The following is an 18,482-nucleotide window of genomic DNA, read 5'->3' on the forward strand; positions in this document are numbered from 1 at the left end:
ACCCGAGCCCGCCCCGGCGGGTGCGTCCGGCGCGTCCGGCGCGGCCGGCGCCCGGATGCCGTTGGCCGTCTACATCCTCGGACTCTCCGTCTTCGCGCTCGGGACGAGCGAGTTCATGCTGTCCGGGCTGCTGCCGCCCATCGCGGAGGACATGAACGTCTCCATCCCCCGCGCCGGACTGCTCATCTCGGCCTTCGCGATCGGCATGGTCGTGGGCGCGCCGCTCCTGGCGGTGGCGACGCTCAGGCTCCCCCGCAAGACGACCCTGATCGCCCTGATCACCGTCTTCGGCCTGGGTCAGATAGCGGGCGCGCTCGCCCCCAACTACGCCGTCCTCTTCGCCTCCCGCGTCATCAGCGCCCTCGCCTGCGCGGGCTTCTGGGCGGTCGGCGCCGCCGTGGCCATCGCGATGGTCCCGGTCGGCTCGCGCGCCCGCGCCATGGCGGTCATGATCGGCGGCCTGTCCATCGCGAACGTCCTCGGCGTCCCGGCGGGCGCGTTCCTCGGCGAGCACCTCGGCTGGCGGTCCGCGTTCTGGGCCGTCGGCGCGGCCTCCGCGATCGCGCTCGTGGGCGTGGTGACCCGTATCCCCCGCATCCCCCTCCCCCAGGAGAAGCCCCGCCTCAAGCGGGAACTGGCCATCTACCGCGACCGCCAGGTCCTCCTCTCCGTCGTCGTCACCGCACTCGCGGCCGGCGGCGTCTTCTGCGCCTTCTCCTACCTCGCCCCGCTGCTCACCGACGTCTCCGGCCTCGACAAGGGCTGGGTCTCGGGCGTCCTCGGGCTCTTCGGCATCGGCGCCGTCGTCGGTACGGCGATCGGCGGCCGGGTCGCCGACGCCCACCTCTTCGGCGTGATGCTCACCGGCATCGCCGCCTCCACGGTCTTCCTCGTCGCCCTGGCCCTGTTCGCGACCAGCCCGACCGCCACGATCGTCCTGACCTTCCTCCTGGGCGTCTCGGCCTTCTACACGGCCCCGGCGCTCAACGCCCGCATGTTCAACGTGGCGGGCGCCGCCCCCACCCTCGCCGGCGCCACCACCACCGCCGCCTTCAACCTCGGCAACACGGGCGGCCCCTGGCTCGGCGGCACCGTCATCGACGCCGGCCTCGGCTTCGCCTCCACGGCCTGGGCGGGCGCGGCGATGACGGCCCTGGGCCTCGGGACGGCGGCGGTGGCGCTGAAGCTCCACAGTTCCACGTCCCGCGTGGTGACGTCCGGCGCCCCGCAGCCCGAGAAGGCCGTAGCCCCCCGCTGAAATCCGTTACGTACGCCGCCGGCGCCGCCCTAGGGTGACAGGGTGACAACGCAAATGATCATCCTCAACGGCGGTTCGAGCGCGGGCAAGTCCGCGATCGTACGGTCCCTCCAGACGGTCCTGCCCGACCCCTGGCTGGCGTTCGGCGTCGACTCGCTCATCGACGCCATGCCCCTGAGGATGCAGGGCTCCGACGCGGGAATCGAGTTCGCCCCCGACGGCGGAGTGAACATCGGAGCGGACTTCCGCACCCTCGAAGGCGCCTGGGCCACGGGCATCGCCGCGATGGCCCGCGCGGGCGCCAGGATCATCGTCGACGACGTCTTCCTGAGCGGAGCCGCCGCCCAGGACCGCTGGCGGACGTTCGTGGGCGACCTGGACGTCCTCTGGGTCGGCGTCCACTGCGCCGGCCCCGTCGCCGAGGCCCGCGAGGCCGCCCGCGGAGACCGGGTCACGGGCATGGCCGCGAAACAGGCGACCACCGTCCACGACGGCGTCACCTACGACCTGGAGGTCGACACCACCCGCACGGACTCCCAGACCTGCGCCCGCACGATCGCGGCCCGCGTCACGACGGCGGTCCAGGTGTGAGCGCACGGCCACCACACGAGGGAACAACGATGATGGACACCGTGCTCTACCCGGAGCTCAGCCCCGATGCCGGCGACCCCGGAGCCGGGCTGCTGCGCATCGCGGCGTCAGCGGGAATCACCCTGGCGTCCGTGCGGGTCACTTCATCGCCATCGGCGCCCCACGGGCCGGTCACCGTCGTCGTCACAGCAGAGCGCGGGGCCGTCCATGTCGTTCTGGAACGTGACCGGCACGAGATCCAGGCCCGCCTGAACATGCCCTGGCTGGGAGCGGCCCTGCACGGACGCGCCGAGACGTTGGAGGACGTGGCGGAGGCGATCGGCGACTGGGAGCGCGGCGACCCCCTCACCCTGATCGCCGGTCGGCGGGCATGGCTCACCGCCTCCCCGCGCGCGGTGGCTCAGGAGGAAGGGCGCGCCGCCGAGTACGCGTGGGACGTGGAGAGGGCCGCGGCCGCCGGCCAGTGGCCGCTACTGGAAGAGGCGTACAACACCCCGGAGCTTCGCCGGCTCGTCCCTTTCGTCACCCACGGCAGGATCACCTTCCACCGCGCCCCCGCGCCGCCCTTCTCGCACGACCTGTGGGAGATAGGCCCGGCGGCCGACGGCTGCCTGCGGGTCGGCGGCCAGTCGGAACCGCTCAGCGAGCACACCGTCGTCGCGACCGCCGCCGAAGCGATCGCCCTGGTCGTCCAGGCGCTGCCGCCGGACTGCGGCCGGGCCGTCCAGGCCACCGGAACCGGCGGATGACCCGGTCGCGCGCGTGATCAGCCGAAGGGCCCGTCGCCCCGCGCCGGGCGGCTCTTCGGCCGGCGCAGTCCCGCCTCCGTGAGGCGGCGCAGCAGTTCCTTCGAGCCGACCTCGACCGCGCCGCCCGCCACCGCGTCCGCGTAGCGGTCGGAGGGGATGTCGTAGTGGTCGCGCTCGAAGGCGCGGGGCGGGGCGCCGATCGAGGCGGCGAAGGTGTGCAGCTCCTCGAAGGAGACGTCGCTGACCAGGTGCGACCACATGCGGCCGTGGCCCGGCCAGGTCGGCGGGTCGATGTAGAGGGTCACGCCCTGACCGCCTTCGCCTCGTGCCCGTACGGCCCCTTCACTTCAGGCCGCCCACCGGTGCGACCACCACGCCCTGCTTGCCGCAGACCCAGTGCGGGTCCGGGCCCAGTTCCGGTTCCACGTCCAGGGCGTGCGGGTCGCCCGTCGAGCAGACCGGGCAGAGCGGCCAGCGGCCGTACCGTTCGAGCAGGGCGTCCTGGACGTCCTGGGCGACGAGACCGGCGACGTACGCCACGCCCTCGGGCCACTGCTCGACCCACCAGCGCCGGTGGGTGACCGCGTCCTCCACCATCGACACGACCTGCGCGGCGGCGACCTCCCGGGCCGCCAGGTCGGCCAGTACCAGCGCGCGAGCGGCGTGCAGCGCCTGCTCCACGGAGTCGATGTCGTCCATGCAGTCATTGTCACCCGGTACGCCGGGACCGTGCGCAGCCGCGGACGACGGGGTCTTGTCGACCTACCCCGCCGAAAGTATCTTTCAGGTGTGACCAATGACGTGAAGGAAAGTTTCACGAGCGACGCACCGCCGCCGCCGCCAGCACCCTCACCGCCCGCGCCGCCCGCGCCCCCCGCGCCCGCGCCCCCCGCCTCCCCCGCGCCCCCCGCCCCCGCCGCCCTAGCCGCCAAGGTGCGGACCCTCGCGCCGTCCATGACCCGCTCCATGCAGCGGGTCGCCGAGGCCGTTGCCGGAGACCCGGCCGGCTGTGCCGCGCTCACGGTCACCGGCCTCGCCGAGCTCACCGGCACCAGCGAGGCGACCGTCGTCCGCACCGCCCGCCTCCTCGGCTACCCCGGCTACCGCGACCTGCGCCTCGCGCTCGCCGGGCTCGCCGCCCAGCAGCAGTCGGGCCGCGCGCCCGCCGTCACCGCCGACATCGCCGTCGACGACCCGATCGCCGACGTCGTCGCCAAGCTGGCCTACGACGAGCAGCAGACCCTCGCCGACACCGCCGCCGGACTCGACACCGTGCAGCTCGGCGCCGCCGTCGCCGCCCTCGCCACCGCCCGTCGCATCGACATCTACGGCATCGGCGCCTCCGGCCTCGTCGCCCAGGACCTCGGCCAGAAACTCCTCCGCATCGGCCTCATCGCGCACGCCCACAGCGACCCGCACCTGGCCGTCACCAACGCCGTGCAGCTCCGCTCCGGCGACGTGGCCATCGCCATCACCCACTCCGGCTCCACCGGCGACGTCATAGAACCGCTGCGGACCGCCTTCGACCACGGCGCCACCACGGTCGCGATCACCGGCCGCCCGGACGGGCCCGTCAGCCAGTACGCCGACCACGTCCTCACCACGTCCACCGCCCGCGAGAGCGAACTGCGCCCGGCGGCCATGTCGTCCCGGACCAGCCAACTCCTGGTCGTGGACTGCCTGTTCACCTGCGTCACCCAGCGTACGTACGAGACGGCGGCCCCTGCCCTCGCCGCCTCGTACGAAGCCCTCGCCCACCGCCACGCCCCCCGCACCCGCTGACGAACCACGCGCCGACCCCGACGACAGCGCCGACCACAGCACCGACCACAGCACCGAAAGAGCCGAAAGAGCCGCACGTGTCTGCTACCTACTCCGAACTCCGCGCCCAGCTCGCCACCCTCACCACCGAGGCCTTCCGCCCCGAGCTCGCCGAGATCGACCAGCTCCCCACCGCCGAGATCGCCGCGCTCATGAACGGCGAGGACCAGACCGTCCCCGCCGCCGTCGCCCGGCAGCTCCCCGCCATCGCCGCCGCCATCGACGCCACCGCCGCCCGCATGGCCCGCGGCGGACGCCTCATCTACCTGGGCGCCGGCACCGCGGGCCGCCTCGGCGTCCTCGACGCCAGCGAGTGCCCGCCCACCTTCAACACCGACCCGTCCCAGGTCGTCGGCATCATCGCGGGCGGCCCGTCCGCCATGGTCAAGGCCGTCGAGGGCGCCGAGGACTCGAAGGAGCTCGCGGCGCGGGACCTCACCGCGCTCGGCGTCACCGCCGACGACACCGTCGTCGGCGTCTCCGCCTCCGGCCGTACCCCGTACGCCATCGGCGCCGTCGAACACGCCCGCGCACTCGGCGCGCTCACCATCGGCCTGTCCTGCAACGAGGACAGTGCGCTCGCCGCCGCCGCCGACCACGGCATCGAGGTCGTCCCCGGCCCCGAGCTGCTCACCGGCTCGACCCGGCTCAAGGCGGGCACCGCCCAGAAGCTCGTCCTCAACATGATCTCGACGATCACGATGATCCGGCTCGGCAAGACCTACGGAAACCTGATGGTCGACGTCCGCGCCTCCAACGACAAGCTCCAGGCCCGCTCGCGGCGCATCGTCGCCCTGGCCACCGGCGCCCCGGACGAGCAGATCGAGACCGCTCTCGCCGCCGCCGACGGGGAGGTGAAGAACGCGATCCTCATGATCCTCGCCGACATCGACGCCCCGACGGCCGAACGCCGGCTGCGGAAGTCCCGGGGCCACCTGCGCGCTGCACTGCACGCACCCGAGCCCCCCGCGTAACCACCGCACCTCCACCGACCCTCCTCCGCCCGTCCGCCCTCGCCCCGTCCTCACCCGCAGAGAACACCCTCGCCCCGTCCTCACCCGCAGAGAACGTCCTCCGCCGGCCGCATCCCCTCCGTCAGGAACCGCGTCACCGCTCCGTCGCCGCACGCGTTCCCGCTGCCCAGGTAGACCCCGTGGCCGCCGTGGTCGACGGTGACGAGCCGCGCCCGGTCGCCGAGCGCCGCCCGCATCCGCAGCCCCTTGGCGTACGGCGTCGCCGGGTCCCGCAGGTTCTGGATCATCAGGATGTTCGACGGGCCGCGGTCGGTGATGCGGACGGGCTTCTCCACCGCCCCGCCCTTCCAGAAGGAGCAGGGCGTGATGTTCGCCGTCATCCCCGCCGTCAGCGGGAACCGGGAGCGGTCCGCCGCGACGGCCCGCTCGTACGCCGGTACGGACGCGGGCCAGTCCATGTCGTTGCAGATGACGCCGACGGTGATCGCGGCGGCGTCGTCCGGCATCGCCCCGGAGAGCTCACGCGGCAGCGCCGGCCGCCCCGCCGGGTCGAGCGCCTCCGTCATCAGGCGCGCGAAGGAGGGAAAGGCGGCGTCGGAGTAGAGCGCCAGCTGCAACGCCTGACGGAACACGGTCCCCGTCAGCGGCACCCCCGGCAGCGTCGTGGCGCGCGGCTCCCGGTCGAGCCGGGCCGCCAGGTCGAGGACGACCTGCCGTACGTCCCCGGGCCGCTCCGCGAGCCGCAGCCCCTCCGCCGCCCTGTCCGGGTGGGCCGCCCAGGCCGCGAAGTCCGGGAGCCGGTCCTCGGCCCCCCACGCCATGCCTTCGAGCCAGCCCCGGGCGACCCGCCGCGGGTCGGGGTCGCTGCTGCTGTCCAGGACCCAGCGGTCGGTCCGCCCCGGGTACTTCTCGGCGTACGCCGCAGCCACGTACGTCCCGTACGAGACGCTCCACGCCGACAGCTTCCGCTCGCCGAGCGCCTGCCGCAGCCGCTCCAGGTCCCGTACCTGGTTCGCCGTCGACAGGCCCCGCAGCATCGCGCCGCCGTTACGGGCGCAGGCCTCCGCGATCCGCTTCGAACGGGCCACGTTCTCGTCGATCCCGCCGTCCGCGCCCGGCCAGGACCGCAGGGTCACCATCCACCGGTCCTCGTCGGCGAGCCCGCACCGCGCCTTCGCGGAACGGCCGACGCCGCGCGGGTCGAAGGCCACCAGGTCGTACGCCCCGTCCATCTCGTCCGCCAGCGCGGCCCCCTTCTGCGCGAGCCGCTGCACCCCGGAACTCCCGGGCCCGCCGGGAATCACCATCAGCGTCCCTCGCCGCGCCTCGGGCCGAGAACTGGGCAGCCGGGACACGGCGAGCTCGATCTGCTCACCGTCCGGATCGGTGTAATCCAGTGGTACGGAGAGCGTGGCGCACCGCTGCCCCGAAAGCGGCTTCACGGCAGGGTCGCAGTCCCCCCAATCGAGCCCGGCCGCAACGGCGGGGGCGGCCCCTCCCCCACTGAGGGCGACGCCGGCGACGGTGGCGGCGGAGAGGGCGAGCAGCAGGGCCTTGCGTCCACGATTCGTTGTCATGCGCACAGCCTCCCGAATCCGCCGCCACCACCCCATCCGGCAGGCATGCCGGTCAGGGGTGGGGCCAACCCCACGCCGCCCGGGCCTGCTTCGCCCCCGGGAACGCCCGAGGGCCCGGCCGTCACGACGGCCGGGCCCTCGGGGGAAGCGGGAGGCTCAGTAGAGACCCTTGAAGGTGTGCCAGCCGCTCGTGCCGATCAGCACCCGCGTGCCGTACGCACCCGTCCCGGTGCTGCTGTACCGCCACAGCTTCCCGGCCGCGTCACGCGCCACGAGGTCGGAGCGACCGTCCCCGGAGAGGTCACCGACACCGACGAGCGAGGAGTACCCGCCCCAGCCGACACCGACCTGCGCCCGCGCGGACACACCGCCGGTCGCCGTGCCGTAGTACCGCCACAGCACACCGGCCGCGTCCAGACCGAGCAGGTCGCCACGCCCGTCACCGTTCAGGTCCCCGGCGCCCACGAGCTTCTTGTACAGCTTCCAGCTGCTGCCGATACGGATCCGGGGCTTCACCCGGTGATCGGCCGTGCCGCCGTAGAAGTACACGTCGCCCGTCGACGCCTGACGCGCGATCAGGTCCGCGTACCCGTCACCGTTCACGTCACCCGGCGAGGTCAGCACGTCGTACTGCCCCCAGCCGGGGCCGACGAGGGTGTACGGCGAGGACGCGGACACCACCTTCCCGCACCCGGGCCGGTACGCCCGCAGCTGGTCGCCCACGCGGACGTACACATCCGCGCAACGGTCCCCGTTCAGGTCGCCCACCGGCACGAACACCGACGAGGTCGCGAACTTCGCCCCCGAACCGGCGATCCGCGCCGACACCGCGCCCGTACCGGTCCCCCGGTACATCGACACGAGCCCCGCCGCGTCCATCACCAGCAGATCACCGAAACCGTCGTCCCCGGCGAGGTCACGCCACACGGCGGCGCCACCGGACACGGACACCGTCCCGGACGAGGACAGGTCCGCCTGCACGCCGTCGGCGGCCTTCGCGGTCAGCGTCCACGTGTAGGAACCGTTCACGGCGAGGCGCCCCGCCGCGTCCTTCCCGTCCCAGGTGGTGCTGACGATGCCGCGTGCCTCACCCCCGTTCAGCGTCCTGACGACCTTGCCGGTCGCCTTGTGCTTCAGCGTCAGGGACCAGGAGGCGGCGGGCTTGGACAGCCACCAGCGGGGCTTCCAGGTACCCGTCCTCAGGTTCACGCCGGCCGCCGCGTCCGCGTCGATGACGGAGATCCGCGAGGTCGGGACGCCGGACGGGACGATCCGCACTCGGCGGTCGGGACCGGTGTAGGCGACGTGCCCGCCGAAGCGGTCAACGGTCCAGCCGGCCCGACGGGCCATGTTCCCGCCGAGGTCAGCGGGGGTGGCCACCACGCGGTGCGGCGCGTCGGCGAGGTTCCCGCTTGTCGGGAGACCGCTGCGCACGTCGTAGAGGGTGAGGCCGGTGGCATCCGAGCGAGAGACGAAGTAGCCGTCGCCGAGCAGGACGTCGTCCTGGCCGAGGCGCAGGGTGCGCCCGCTGGCCTGGTCGTACAGGCCGGCGCCCTTGAAGTCGTCGCCCCAGAAGTTCGTGCACTTCCAGTACACGAGGCGGCCCACGGCCTGGAGCTGGCCGGGGGCGCAGCCGGCGTCGAAGGACTGCACCGTGGCGGCCGCCGCCGGAAGCGTCTTGGCGACCACGGTGGTCGACGGGTTTTGGCTGCCCTCCTGGCGACCGAGGGCGCTCCACAGCGTGTTGCCCCAGACGGCCGAGGCGACCGGATCGCGCTTCTGGAGGACGGCGCCGGAGTCGGTGCCACGGAACTCGACGACGGCCTGGCTGCCGTCCCAGCCCTGGTTCACCACGCCGAACCGGCCGGAGAGGTCCACGAGCTGCGGACTGCCCAGTCCGGTCGTCAGCCTCGGGCCGGCCGCGGCGGACCCGTTCCGGTAGAGCATCGTCAGATCCTGCTCGGTGCCCGCCTTGCGGCCGTGGTGGCCGTCGCCGCTCGCGAACATGCTGACGCAGTAGACGAGCCACGTGGGGCTGCAGTCGTCGTCCCTGCCCTGCACCAGGCCGTCGACGGTCGAGCGCAGCTCCTCGGGCCGCCCGGAGGTCTTCAGCCAGGTGCTCCGGTAGCCGCCGATGATGCCGCCCGGCTGGTACAGGTTCGAGTCGTCGGCCGTGGTGAGGATGCCGCTGCCGAGGGAGATGCCGTAGGGCTTGGCCTCCATGTCCTCGATGTCCGCGAGGCGCTTGCGGGTGATCGTGCCGTCGGCGGCCTCGGAGAAGAGGTAGTACCCCCAGTCGAGGGCACCGTAGGTGGTGTTCTGCTCTGCGCCGGCGACCAGGAGCGAGCCGTCGGGCGTGCGGTGCACCGAGGGGGAAGCGACGGCCAGCAGTGACTTCCAGGACCCCGAGGCATCCCGTAGGGCGAGATGGTTGCCCCGGTACCCGCCGTCGTTGCCGGAGCTGGGCGGCGTCACGGTGACGAAGTCGTCGCCGAGCCGCCGGACGACGTCGCCGTAGGAGGCGATGTCGCGCATGTCGAAGGTGGTCGGGGCCGCGTCCAGGTCGTCGCGGCGGTACACCTGGGCGTCGCTGCCGGACGGGGCACCCATGTGGAAGACCGTGTCCCGGTCGAACGAGACGCTCTCGCCCTGGGTGGAGAGCGTCTTGATGCTCCCGGCGGCGAGGTCGACGACCCACCACCCCTGGGACATCGTGCTGTTCTCCCACTTGATGCCGCGGACGGCGACCGATCGGGCGTCACCCTCGCTGATGGAGAGGTTCCAGCCCTCGGGCAGGCCCTCCAGCTTCTGTTCCCGTACCCCTCCGTCCTCCGGGTGCAGGAGGTGCAGGCTCGTCGTGGCGCTCTCGGTGCCGGTCCGGGTGATGACGGTGTCGCCGTACGTCGCGACGTACGTCTGCCCCTCGGGGATCGGTACCGTGATGGTCGTTCCACCGCCTGCCCGCTGCTGGAGCGTCACGTGCGGGGTGGGGCTCTCTGAGTGGACGGCGACGGTGTCGGAGCCGTGTCCGAAGTCCGCCGGGTACTCGGTGAAGCGGTACTCGTCGACACTGTACGAGAGCGGCTTCGGCAGGCGGTGGTCGAGGACGGTGGTCGCGCCGGTCGCGTAGTCGATCCAGCGGACCCGGTCGTCCCCCTCCTGTGCGGTGAGGAAGCCGGTCTCCCCGGCGTTCAGGACGATGGTGGCGCGGGGCACGAAACGGGCGCCCGGGCTGACGACGACGGCGTCGCCGGACGTGGCAGCGGCGGCGGGCCCGGCCGCGGCGGCCGTCAGGCCTGTGGCGCCGAGGGCGGCGGTCAGTGCGAGCGCGACGGCTCTTCGGACGGACAAGTACGTGTCCCCTCGTACGGGTGCGAAAGCGGGTACGACGAGGGAGGGCGGGCACGGCGGGCAGGGCACGGGGCGGAGTGTGGACCGCACCGGACGGGGCCGGCGGGACCCCCCCTGTCGGCAGCCGGATCGTACATTCACGCGAGTCGAAGACGCCAGGAACTTTCCCCGGCGGGGGCGGGGCCGACTGGTGGGACGGGTTCTACGCCGACCGCGACAAGCCCGTGCCGTTCTTCGTCGCGAAGCCCGACGAGAACCTCGTCTCGTACGTCGAGCAGGGCCTGCTCCCGGCCGGCGGCAGGGCCCCCGACCTGGGCTGCGGACCCGGCCGCAACAGCCTGTACCTCGCCTCGCTCGGCTACGACGTGGACGCGGTCGACCTCTCCCCCACCGCCGTCCGATGGGCGGAGGAACGGGCCCGGGAAGCGGGGGTCACGAACATCCGGTTCACGTGCGGCGACGCCTTCAGGGGCGCCGCCCCGGACGGCCCGTACGACCTGGTCTACGACTCCGGCTGCTTCCACCACCTGCCCCCGCACCGCCGCCGACTCCCCCGCCTTCGGGGAGTCCTTCCTCTGGACGGCCCTCTTCCGCCGGGGATGACCCGACGGCAGGCGCTCACATGGCCTTCAGGTGCTCCGCCAGCCGGTCGTACTGTTCCCTCACCCCCGCCTCCATCCCCGCCTCCAGCGCCTGGTCCCTGATCTCGTTCGACGGCCAGAAGGACGTGCTGGTCAGGGCCGTACCGCCGGCCGGGGTGGCGTCGAAGCTGAGCGTCACCCGGACCGGATCCCCGTCCGGCATCTGCTCGAAGACCTCCGTGTAGTCGAGCCGTTCCGCCGGGACGATCTCCTCGTACGTACCGGAGAAGACGATCTCCTGACCGTCGGGGGCGGTCTGGCCCCAGCGCCACGCGCCGCCCACCCGCAGGTCGATGTCGACGACCGTGGTGGTCAGCCCGGACACCCCGTACCACTCCCGTACGTGCGCGGGTTCCGTCCACGCCTCCCAGAGGCGCGCCGGCGGGGCGTCGAAGGTGCGGGTGATGACCAGCTCGCGGTCGGCGGGCGTGGTGAACAGGGTGACCATGGCTTCGATCCCTTCCCGGAGACCATTCCCGAAGACCATTCCAGGATCGCCCCGCCCCTCCCTCAGGGCACTTCCTGCCCCGCCGGAACGCCCGAGGGCGGCACCCCCGTGGGGGTACCGCCCTCGTTCTGTTCTTCGCGTTCAGCGATGAACCACCGATCCCGGAGGATCAGAAGTCCATGTCGCCGCCCGGCATGCCGCCGCCGGCCGGCGCGGACGCCTTCTCCGGCTTGTCGGCGATGACGGCCTCGGTGGTGAGGAACAGCGCGGCGATCGACGCGGCGTTCTGCAGCGCGGAGCGCGTGACCTTCGCCGGGTCGATGATGCCCTCGGCGATGAGGTCGACGTACTCGTTGGTCGCGGCGTTCAGGCCGTGGCCGACGGGCAGGTTGCGGACCTTCTCCGCCACGACGCCGCCCTCGAGGCCGGCGTTGACCGCGATCTGCTTCAGCGGGGCCTCGAGGGCCAGCTTCACGATGTTCGCGCCCGTGGCCTCGTCGCCCGCGAGGTCGGCCTCGAGCTTCTCGAAGACCGAGGAGGCCTGGAGCAGGGCCACGCCGCCGCCGGCGACGATGCCCTCCTCGACGGCCGCCTTCGCGTTGCGAACGGCGTCCTCGATGCGGTGCTTGCGCTCCTTGAGCTCGACCTCGGTCGCGGCACCGGCCTTGATGACGGCCACGCCGCCGGCCAGCTTCGCGAGGCGCTCCTGGAGCTTCTCACGGTCGTAGTCCGAGTCGCTGTTCTCGATCTCGGCGCGGATCTGGTTCACGCGACCGGCGACCTGCTCGCTGTCACCGGCACCGTCGACGATGGTGGTCTCGTCCTTGGTGATGACGACCTTGCGGGCGCGGCCCAGCAGGTCGAGGCCCGCGTTCTCCAGCTTCAGGCCGACCTCCTCGGAGATGACCGTGCCGCCGGTGAGGATGGCGATGTCGTTCAGCATGGCCTTGCGACGGTCGCCGAAGCCCGGGGCCTTGACCGCGACGGACTTGAAGGTGCCGCGGATCTTGTTGACGACCAGGGTCGACAGGGCCTCGCCCTCGACGTCCTCGGCGATGATCAGCAGCGGCTTGCCCGACTGCATGACCTTCTCCAGGAGCGGGAGCAGGTCCTTCACGGAGGAAATCTTGGAGTTGACGATCAGGAGGTACGGGTCGTCGAGGGACGACTCCATGCGCTCCATGTCGGTGGCGAAGTACGCCGAGATGTAGCCCTTGTCGAAGCGCATGCCCTCGGTGAGCTCGAGCTCGAGCCCGAAGGTCTGCGACTCCTCGACGGTGATGACGCCTTCCTTGCCGACCTTGTCCATCGCCTCGGCGATGAGCTCGCCGATCTGGGTGTCGGCGGCGGAGATGGAGGCCGTCGAAGCGATCTGCTCCTTGGTCTCGACATCCTTCGCCTGCTCGAGGAGGGCGCCGGAGACGGCCTCGACGGCCTTCTCGATGCCGCGCTTGAGGGCCATGGGGTTGGCACCGGCGGCGACGTTGCGGAGGCCCTCGCGGACGAGCGCCTGGGCGAGAACGGTGGCGGTGGTCGTACCGTCGCCGGCGACGTCGTCCGTCTTCTTGGCGACTTCCTTGACCAGCTCGGCGCCGATCTTCTCGTACGGGTCCTCGAGCTCGATCTCCTTGGCGATGGAGACACCATCGTTGGTGATCGTGGGGGCGCCCCACTTCTTCTCGAGGACGACGTTGCGGCCCTTGGGGCCGAGGGTGACCTTGACGGCGTCAGCGAGCTGGTTCATGCCGCGCTCGAGACCGCGCCGGGCCTCCTCGTCGAACGCGATGATCTTGGCCATGTGAAGTGGTCCTCCCGGACATGGGGTGGATAACGCTCCAGGACCGCGCCGACGCCCGCGACGGACGGCCTCCGGAGCTCCGCGTGGTTCCTTGCCCCACCCGGCCGGCGGCCTCGTCGTGCCCGATCCTCGTAGCACTCTCAGGTGCCGAGTGCTAACGCCAATGATTAGCACTCGACCCATGCGAGTGCAAGCGACTCTCGATGATCGGGACGCAACGACGGTGATACGGGCAGGCCGGGTAAACGCGCGAGGGGCCCGTATCCCCTCAGGGATGCGGGCCCCTCGACGGCGTTGCGTCGGTGGCCGATCGCGCCGCGCTCAGACGGCGAGCTTGACCATGTCCGCCTGCGGACCCTTCTGGCCCTGCGAGATCTCGAACTCGACCCGCTGTCCCTCTTCGAGGCTGCGGTAACCATCCATCTGGATCGCGCTGTAGTGGACGAAAACATCCGCACCACCGTCGACCGCGATGAAGCCGTAGCCCTTCTCCGCGTTGAACCACTTGACGGTGCCCTGAGCCATGCCTAACTCCCCTATTACTGGCCCTTGCGCGGGGCCCGCACTTCGCGGGACCCGGGTCAGACCCTGCGCCGGAACGCGTCGACCGCGGCTGAATGTATCTGCCCAACTGCCCTCTGCAACAGGTCAATCGAGCGAGATTTCTGGGCGTCACGGAAAGGCGAATCGGGGAGAATCCCTTTAATTCCAGGGCAAGTCGGGCCCGGCAAAGTACGCAGAAGGTACACAAGGCGCACACACTTTGGCTGCTTCTTGTCGCGCGGGGACGCATTCTCATATGCGCCCGGCATGAGCAGCGGAGGGGACTTCCCCAACTGTACCCCGCTCAACCATGCAGAATTGCCCCCTCCGCTTTACGGCGCGGAAGGGGCAATTCGAGATCTTCGAGAAAGACGGGACAGCTGATGCGGCTCAGCAGCCGCCGGCGATCAACAGTCCCGGTGCTCAGCAGCCGCCGGCGACCGCCGGGATGATCGAGACGCCCGCGCCGGCCGGCGTCGCCGTCTCCAGGCCCTGCTCGAAGCGCACGTCGTCGTCGTTGACGTACACGTTGACGAAGCGGCGCAGCTTGCCCTGGTCGTCCAGGACGCGGGCGGCGATGCCCGTGTGGTTCTTCTCCAGGTCCGCGATGACCTCGGCGAGGGTCGCGCCCTCGGCCTGGACCTCGGACTGCCCACCCGTGTAGGTGCGGAGGATGGTGGGGATGCGGACGTTCACGGCCATGTGTCTACGTAACCTTTCAGTGGGCCAGGAAAGCGGGCCGGCTCAGAGCGCCAGGCCGGCGTCGCGGAACGCGTCCAGGCTCGGGCGGATGGTGACGGTCGCCTGAGAGGTGTCGGCCACCGCGTCCAGGGTCTTGAGTCCGTCGCCGGTGTTGAGGACGACGGTGGTGAGGTTCGGGTCGATCAGCCCGTTCTCGACGAGCTTCTTCGCGACGCCGACCGTCACACCGCCGGCGGTCTCGGCGAAGATGCCCTCGGTCTGCGCGAGCAGCTTGATCGCGTCGACGACCTGCTCGTCGTTGACGTCCTCCACGGCGCCGCCGGTGCGGCGGGCGATGTCGAGGACGTACGGGCCGTCGGCCGGGTTGCCGATGGCGAGCGACTTGGCGATCGTGTTCGGCTTCTGCGGGCGGACGACGTCGTGGCCGGCCTTGAACGCGACGGAGACCGGGGAGCAGCCCTCGGCCTGGGCGCCGAAGATCTTGTACGGCTTGTCCTCGACGAGACCCAGCTTGATGAGCTCCTGGAGACCCTTGTCGATCTTGGTGAGCTGGGAGCCGGAGGCGATCGGGATGACGAGCTGGTCGGGGATGACCCAGCCGAGCTGCTCGCAGATCTCGTACGCGAGCGTCTTGGAGCCCTCGCCGTAGTACGGGCGGAGGTTGACGTTCACGAAGCCCCAGCCCTCGCCGAGCGGGTCGCCGATGAGCTCCGAGCAGAAGCGGTTGACGTCGTCGTAGTTGCCCTCGATGGCGACGAGGTCACCGCCGTAGACACCGGCCATGACGACCTTGCCCTGCTCCAGGTCGTGCGGGATGAACACGCAGGAGCGGAAGCCGGCGCGGGCGGCGGCGGCGCCGACGGCGCCGGCCAGGTTGCCGGTGGAGGAGCAGGAGAGGGTGGTGAAGCCGAAGGCGCGGGCGGCCTCGATGGCCTGGGCGACGACCCGGTCCTTGAAGGAGTGGGTCGGGTTGCCGGAGTCGTCCTTGACGAAGAGCTTGCCGGGGGCGACGCCGATCTCGCGGGCGAGGTTGTCGGCCTGGACGAGCTTGGTCCAGCCCGGGTTCAGGTTCGGCTTGTCGGCGACGTCGGCGGGGACGGGCAGCAGCGGGGCGTAGCGCCAGATGTTGGCGGGGCCGGCCTCGATCTGCTTGCGCAGCGCCTCGGGGTCGCCGGTGGGGAGGTCGTACGCGACTTCGAGAGGTCCGAAGCAGAGTTCGCAGGCGAAGATCGGACCGAGTGCGAAGACTTCACCGCATTCGCGACAGGAAAGCCCGGACGCGGGACCGAGGTCGACGCTGGTCGCGGAGTTCGCAGAGGTCGCGGTGTTCGCGGAGGTCGCGGGGGTGGCGGTCTGTACAGCCATGGAGGGGAGGCCCTTTCTCCTCATCTTTCCCATGACGAATTTTTCGCCATGAGACGGATTTGGCACCTTCCCTAGTCGGGGACCTCGCCTGGAGGACAAGTAACCGACTGGAGGGTTGCCGGGGCTTCAACGGGCCGTTTCCCTCTGCCCCTCTGGATGAGCGGTATTCGGTTGTGTAACGCGGGCGGCACCCCGACATGCATCGGGCATCCGCGTTGTTCAAGACTGTAACCGAAGGCATGGACGGTTGAGATGGTCGTCCGAACCGCGAGATGGAGATCACGTGCTGGAAGAGGTGGAGCGCTGGCTGGACCGGCGGTCCTGGTCCGTGGCCGATCGTCCGCTTGAGCGGGTTCTCGCCGCCAAGCGGGGGACGAGGGTCAGCGTGGTGCTGCCCGCGCTGAACGAGGAGGCGACGGTCGGGGACATCGTCTCCGTCATCCGGCGCGAGCTGATGAGCGAGTCGGTGCCGCTCGTCGACGAGCTGGTGGTGATCGACTCGGGCTCCACGGACCGTACGGCGGAGGTGGCGGCCGCGGCCGGGGCGCGGGTGGTCGCGCGGGACGCGATCCTCCCCCGGATCCCGGCGGTGCCGGGCAAGGGCGAGGTCCTGTGGCGGTCACTGTTGGTGACGAGCGGGGACGTCGTCTGTTTCGTGGACGCGGACCTGCGGGACTTCTCGGCGGACTTCGTGACGGGGATCGTGGGTCCGCTGCTCACGGACCCGGACGTGGACTTCGTGAAGGCGATGTACGACCGTCCCCTCGGCGACGCCCCTGGTCAGGGGGGCCGCGTCACGGAGCTGGTGGCGCGCCCGCTGCTCAACCTGCACTGGCCGCAGCTGGCCGGCTTCGTGCAGCCGCTCGGCGGCGAGTACGCGGCCCGCCGCTCGCTGCTCGAACGGCTGCCGTTCCCGGTCGGTTACGGAGTGGAGCTGGGCCTGCTCGTCGACGCCCTGCACACGGTGGGCCTCGACGCGCTCGCGCAGGTGGACGTGGGGGTGCGCAAGCACCGGCACCAGGACGGTCAGGCGCTCGGCCGGATGGCGGCGGCGATCTACCGGACGGCGCAGCTGCGGCTGTCGCGGGGGCATCTGGTGCGGCCGCTGCTCACCCAGTTCGAGCGGGGCGAGTCGGGGTTCGTCCCTCACACGTACGCGGTGGACACGGAGGAGCGGCCGCCGATGGCCGAGATCGTGGAGTACGCGCGCCGCCGCGTGGCGTAACGCCCCATGATGATGTGTTTTGCCTACATTGCCCTTTTATGCGCTTCAGACAACATCACCTGGGCAAGGTGCTCGCGGCCGTCGGACTGATGGCGGGCCCGCTCGCGCTCGCCGCGGCGGGACCGGCCGCGGCGGACGTGGTCGAGCCCTTCGGCAAGCGGTACGCCGAGTCCCTGTACGGCGACTTCACCACGATCGGCAACACGGTCAGGGGCTGCCCCACCGCCCCCGCCGACCCGGCCGACCCTGCCGCCCGCTGTGCCGCCGCGGGGGGCGGCTACGGCTCCAGCAGCGGGCGTCTCGCGATCCCGGCGGGCGCCGAGGTCGCGTACGCCCGGCTCTTCTGGGGCGGCAACGACGGCACGTACCAGGGCCCGGGCGGGGCGCCCCTCGGGCGCTGCGGCCTCTCGGGCGCGGACGCCGTCCCCTCGCCCGGCGACCCCTCGACGACCGCCCCGGTGATCAGGGTCGGCGCGGGCCCCGCGACCCCCGTCTCGATCGACAGCATGGTCACGGACCCGGCCGCCACCGAAGGACCGCACTACTACACGGGCGAATCCGACGTGACCGCCGCCTTCAAGGGCCTCAAGGGGACGGACGCGCAGATCGCGGTCGGCAACATCTGGGCGGCGAACGGCAGGGGCTGCGTGGCGGGCTGGTCCCTGACGGTCGTCCACGCATACACGGACCCGGACCGCGCCCCCGAGCGGCGGAGCGTCCACGTCTACGGCGGCCACGTCCTCCAGCGCTCGACCTCCCCGGCGACCAGGGTCGCCGTCGACGGCTTCCACCGGGGGCCGGGCACGGTACGGGCGAGCGTGACGGCGTACGGGGGCGACCGGAACGCCCCGGGCGCCGCGTTCCTCGTCAACGGCAAGAGGGTCACCGAGAGCCGCACGCGCGGCACCGACGGCTTCCTCCAGGCCTACGACATCCCGGACGGCACCGTCCCACCGGGCGCGACGTCGGCCGACCTGGCCTTCACCACGAGCGGCGACACCTACGTCCCTGCGGCCCTCGCCTTCTCCGTACCGGTGCCGGACCCGAAGCCCACGAAGACGGCGAGCGCCGCCAAACCGAAGCCGACCCCGACCCCGACTCCAACCGCGACCCGGACCCCGACGCGGGTCGAGCCCACCCCGCCCACCCCCACCCCGACCCCGACGCCGATGGACCCGACCCCCGCATCCCTGACGCAGCTCCCGGCTCCCCCGGCCCCGCCCGCCCCCGGGCCCCACGGAAACGGCGGCTCGATGGCCGAGACGGGCGGCAACGGGGAGCGGCTGTGGCTGCTCGGCGCGCTCGCCCTCGCGCTCGCGGCGACGGGCCTGGTGGCGAAGGCGGCGATGCGCGGCCGACACGACTGACAGGCGGCCGACAGGCGAGGGGCAGCCGGCCGACAGGCGACTGACCTGCGGCAACTGAGCGTGGCCGGAACC

16 protein-coding genes, 1 pseudogene and 1 riboswitch are annotated in these 18,482 nt (G+C 71.8%); of the genes and pseudogenes, 8 read left to right on the forward strand and 9 right to left on the reverse strand.

Translation table 11 applies throughout. The annotated features are described in order from the left end of the window. Positions 1 to 55 precede the first annotated feature (55 nt). Genes ABT034_RS21400 through ABT034_RS21410 form a run of 3 tightly spaced genes read left to right on the forward strand, consistent with a single transcriptional unit; the run spans position 56 to position 2,598 of the window. The gene (locus ABT034_RS21400; RefSeq protein WP_351217540.1) at positions 56 to 1,258 is read left to right on the forward strand and encodes a Cmx/CmrA family chloramphenicol efflux MFS transporter; all 1,203 of its coding nucleotides are present in this window, start codon (positions 56 to 58) and stop codon (positions 1,256 to 1,258) included. 54 nt (positions 1,259 to 1,312) lie between these two features. Next, a complete protein-coding gene (gene cpt / locus ABT034_RS21405; RefSeq protein WP_351217542.1) occupies positions 1,313 to 1,849 on the forward strand; it encodes a chloramphenicol phosphotransferase CPT in 537 nt (178 codons plus the stop codon). A 29-nt stretch (positions 1,850 to 1,878) separates the two neighbouring features. Next, on the forward strand, positions 1,879 to 2,598 hold the full coding sequence (locus ABT034_RS21410) for a DUF6193 family natural product biosynthesis protein (RefSeq protein ID WP_351217444.1): 720 nt from the start codon (positions 1,879 to 1,881) through the stop codon (positions 2,596 to 2,598). Positions 2,599 to 2,615: 17 nt separating this feature from the next. Here the strand turns inward: ABT034_RS21410 and ABT034_RS21415 are convergent, their stop codons facing one another. Beyond that, positions 2,616 to 2,903, reverse strand: a complete 288-nt coding sequence (locus ABT034_RS21415; protein ID WP_351217446.1) for a DUF4031 domain-containing protein — start codon at positions 2,901 to 2,903, stop codon at positions 2,616 to 2,618. Positions 2,904 to 2,940: 37 nt separating this feature from the next. Next, positions 2,941 to 3,297 (reverse strand): DUF8819 family protein, encoded by a 357-nt coding sequence (locus ABT034_RS21420; protein ID WP_351217448.1) that lies wholly within the window; start codon positions 3,295 to 3,297, stop codon positions 2,941 to 2,943. A 90-nt stretch (positions 3,298 to 3,387) separates the two neighbouring features. Here ABT034_RS21420 and ABT034_RS21425 point away from each other — a divergent pair, with 90 nt between their 5' ends. Next, positions 3,388 to 4,380 carry a MurR/RpiR family transcriptional regulator gene (locus ABT034_RS21425; protein WP_502973008.1) on the forward strand — a complete coding sequence of 331 codons (993 nt, stop codon included), beginning with the start codon at positions 3,388 to 3,390 and terminating at the stop codon, positions 4,378 to 4,380. 77 nt (positions 4,381 to 4,457) lie between these two features. Continuing rightward, positions 4,458 to 5,393, forward strand: coding sequence for an N-acetylmuramic acid 6-phosphate etherase (murQ, locus tag ABT034_RS21430; RefSeq protein WP_351217450.1), 936 nt, complete (start codon positions 4,458 to 4,460; stop codon positions 5,391 to 5,393). Between the two features lie 80 nt (positions 5,394 to 5,473). On the opposite strand, the gene ABT034_RS21435 is transcribed toward murQ, so the two are convergent. Both ABT034_RS21435 and ABT034_RS21440 read right to left on the reverse strand, forming a co-directional pair. After that, positions 5,474 to 6,970 (reverse strand): alpha/beta hydrolase, encoded by a 1,497-nt coding sequence (locus tag ABT034_RS21435; protein ID WP_351217452.1) that lies wholly within the window; start codon positions 6,968 to 6,970, stop codon positions 5,474 to 5,476. 156 nt (positions 6,971 to 7,126) lie between these two features. Next, positions 7,127 to 10,321: an FG-GAP-like repeat-containing protein gene (locus ABT034_RS21440; protein ID WP_351217454.1), complete on the reverse strand. Its 3,195-nt coding sequence runs from the start codon at positions 10,319 to 10,321 to the stop codon at positions 7,127 to 7,129. Between the two features lie 176 nt (positions 10,322 to 10,497). On the opposite strand from ABT034_RS21440, the pseudogene ABT034_RS21445 reads away from it, so the two are divergent. Next, positions 10,498 to 10,920: pseudogene (locus ABT034_RS21445) on the forward strand (class I SAM-dependent methyltransferase); the annotation flags it as partial. Between the two features lie 19 nt (positions 10,921 to 10,939). Here ABT034_RS21445 and ABT034_RS21450 read toward each other — a convergent pair. The 5 genes from ABT034_RS21450 to thrC all read right to left on the reverse strand — a co-directional run bounded on the left by ABT034_RS21450 (position 10,940) and on the right by thrC (position 15,851). Beyond that, on the reverse strand, positions 10,940 to 11,410 hold the full coding sequence (locus ABT034_RS21450) for an SRPBCC domain-containing protein (RefSeq protein WP_351217456.1): 471 nt from the start codon (positions 11,408 to 11,410) through the stop codon (positions 10,940 to 10,942). Positions 11,411 to 11,579: 169 nt separating this feature from the next. Beyond that, positions 11,580 to 13,208 carry a chaperonin GroEL gene (gene groL / locus ABT034_RS21455; protein ID WP_189836124.1) on the reverse strand — a complete coding sequence of 543 codons (1,629 nt, stop codon included), beginning with the start codon at positions 13,206 to 13,208 and terminating at the stop codon, positions 11,580 to 11,582. Positions 13,209 to 13,529: 321 nt separating this feature from the next. Continuing rightward, positions 13,530 to 13,733: a cold-shock protein gene (locus tag ABT034_RS21460; protein WP_015035246.1), complete on the reverse strand. Its 204-nt coding sequence runs from the start codon at positions 13,731 to 13,733 to the stop codon at positions 13,530 to 13,532. Between the two features lie 441 nt (positions 13,734 to 14,174). Further along, complete coding sequence (locus ABT034_RS21465) at positions 14,175 to 14,453, reverse strand: MoaD/ThiS family protein (RefSeq protein WP_017238235.1); 279 nt, start codon at positions 14,451 to 14,453, stop codon at positions 14,175 to 14,177. Between the two features lie 42 nt (positions 14,454 to 14,495). Beyond that, positions 14,496 to 15,851 (reverse strand): threonine synthase, encoded by a 1,356-nt coding sequence (gene thrC / locus ABT034_RS21470; RefSeq protein ID WP_502973009.1) that lies wholly within the window; start codon positions 15,849 to 15,851, stop codon positions 14,496 to 14,498. Then, positions 15,836 to 15,981: riboswitch (SAM riboswitch) on the reverse strand. Its footprint overlaps the gene before it by 16 nt. Before the next feature lie 120 nt (positions 15,982 to 16,101). Here thrC and ABT034_RS21475 point away from each other — a divergent pair. Together ABT034_RS21475 and ABT034_RS21480 are read left to right on the forward strand one after the other, a co-directional pair. Then, positions 16,102 to 17,043, forward strand: a complete 942-nt coding sequence (locus ABT034_RS21475) for a glucosyl-3-phosphoglycerate synthase (RefSeq protein ID WP_351217461.1) — start codon at positions 16,102 to 16,104, stop codon at positions 17,041 to 17,043. Positions 17,044 to 17,081: 38 nt separating this feature from the next. Then, the gene (locus ABT034_RS21480; protein WP_351217463.1) at positions 17,082 to 18,410 is read left to right on the forward strand and encodes a hypothetical protein; all 1,329 of its coding nucleotides are present in this window, start codon (positions 17,082 to 17,084) and stop codon (positions 18,408 to 18,410) included. Positions 18,411 to 18,482: the final 72 nt, after the last annotated feature.

This window comes from Streptomyces sp. NPDC002773 (assembly GCF_040295605.1).
GTDB lineage: Bacteria > Actinomycetota > Actinomycetes > Streptomycetales > Streptomycetaceae > Streptomyces.